General features: G+C 36.9%; 1 protein-coding gene. It reads left to right on the top strand.

The features are described 5' to 3' along the window. Positions 1-270: 270 nt before the first annotated feature. Positions 271-2010 (top strand): hypothetical protein, encoded by a 1740-nt coding sequence (locus MXE38_RS12110; RefSeq protein ID WP_246915437.1) that lies wholly within the window; start codon positions 271-273, stop codon positions 2008-2010. The last annotated feature ends 313 nt before the right edge of the window (positions 2011-2323 follow it).

Here is a 2323-nt window from a genome sequence, read left to right on the forward strand (position 1 = left end):
CTATGCTCTGTTTTGCCCCAAAATTTCGATTAGTCCTTAGGCAGAGATACAAAATATATCTTCTGCCACAGTACAGATTATAAGGGAAGGTCTAGCTTAAAGGAACTTTCGGATATTTTACAGTTACATAGAGCTCAAAAGCTAAGCTTGAGATAGAGCGCTAATTGCTAATCTAACTGCAAATAATTTAAACTTAAGATAAATATGGGCTTTATCTTAGTCTTAGTCTTAGTCTTACAAAAGAAAGTCGCTCATTAAGGAGTATGAATTATGATGTTAGCAAAAAATAAGCTTGCCATTCTTTTTGGCGCAGGAGCAGAGCAATCTTTAGGTTTACCTAATGGCGGAGAGTTTGCCATTAGTCTTTTTACTCAAAAATACGACTCACTTAGATCAGAGTTAAGACAAGCTTTAGACACCATTACAAACAAGCAACCAAGAAATTTTAACTACATTGAGTGGCTCAATTACACTAGCCCCAGCATCAACAGAATCTCAACTTTTGGTAAATATGATTTTGAGCAAGTCATCATGTCTAGTGCCGAGCAAAAGAAGCAAGACATAAAGGATTTTTTAGTTAATATTGATAAGAATGCCTGCTCTTTGTGTAAGAAACTTATTGGGGATGAATCTCTTACCAAGAACACTATTTATGAAGACTTGAAAAAGACATTGAATCTTGGCAATTCCGATAAAAAACCAATTGTTGAGTTTAACCAAAGCTTTTCAGGTAAGAATGATTATGATGCCCTCTTAACATCTGAGACCATTTCATTAATCATAAGCACCTTAAGTCAGGCCCATAGCAATCAAATAACAATCAACCCATCACAGCATGAGACCTTAAAAGAGTGTTTTCGTGTGCTCTTATTCATGATTGTAATTACCTGTGGCGATGAGCTGCTTAAAAAGCTCAATAGAGGCATTTTCACCTCTGAAAATGAGACTACTCATGATTACCTTGCGTTGTTCGAAGAAATGTTCACAATGAAGTATGATCGTGCAGCAGGCATCATATACGATTTTATCCAAAAGCAAAGACCAGCATTTGAAGACTTCCCTGATACTGTAGAGAGGTTTATTAACCTTATCCATAGGTTGACCTTTAAGCTATGCTCTACTTCTATTGACTATCAAATGCTCATTGATAATTACTTTAGATATATCCTGTCCCCTAAAACAGATTGGGCAAAGTTTTCCAAAATGTTCCTCTTTCTTAGAGCGGCTTATGATGCTATTACCAGCAAAGAAAACACCCTAAGTGATGAAGCCCTCAATGAGCAAGATAGCTATTATAAGGACATTATTACTGAGCTAAAAAATGACAATGCCAGTGTTGAGATTAAGGCTTTAGCCTCTACCAATTATCATGATTATTATGGCAGGTTGATTAAGCTTCGTAATGAGAGCAAAATTGAGGATGGTACCTTAGATGAAGCTTCCTTAGAAGCAAGATTTGGCAAAGTGATGCGCCTTAATGGTGGTGTAGGAGAGTTCTATAATCCATACAAAAACTCTTTAGTTAAAAGAGAGCCTGTTAATACAGCTGCTGACCAAGACAATAGCGACAACTTATTCCTTTACCAAAATCAGCTGGTAACTCCCTTTTTCTTTACTCAAAGCGGCATTAAGCCAATGACTGCTATTGATATTTCATGTCTCTATACTGAGATGTATAGTAAGTTTAAGGAGGCTGATATCATTGTAGTAATTGGGTTTAACTTTAACTCTGATGACAATCATATCAACACTATTATTCGTGATTTAGTAGAGAACCATAATAAGACTTTAGTTCTTATTACTGTAGGTGCTGATACTAAGAAAGCTCTGGACGATAAAAGGGAAGAAGTGTGCAAAAAACTACGCATTGACCCTACAGAAGCACAAGATAGAGTTAAAGTACTCAATGTAGATTCAGAAAGCCGTGTAATTACCAGTATGCCAGGCAACTCAGACTTATGGCTAGATTATTTGGCTAACCTTAAAATTCATAAGGCCCCAAGCCATTAGTTGTCCTCTAGGCTAATTAAACTTTTTGGGTTGCTTGTGCTTGCTTAGGGTATCAGCTCATGGATACTTGGGGCTTGGGTTGTATGGATTTGCAACCAATATCTACCTTATCTTTGAGCAGCTACCAAAGTATAGCCATCCACTAAAGCAGGTCACAAGCGCATTATGGCCTGCTCCTTTAGCACCCTAGTACTAGATTTCAAAAGTTCGTCACCCCCCCTATTATGAGTAATATGGGGGAGACAAAATAAAATTGTTGGTGCAGCAAATAGCTTTTAACAAAGGTAAAGTCAATCTAACTTTTAGCATACTA

This window comes from Anaerobiospirillum sp. NML120448, from assembly GCF_023050945.1.
In the GTDB taxonomy this organism is placed as follows: domain Bacteria; phylum Pseudomonadota; class Gammaproteobacteria; order Enterobacterales; family Succinivibrionaceae; genus Anaerobiospirillum.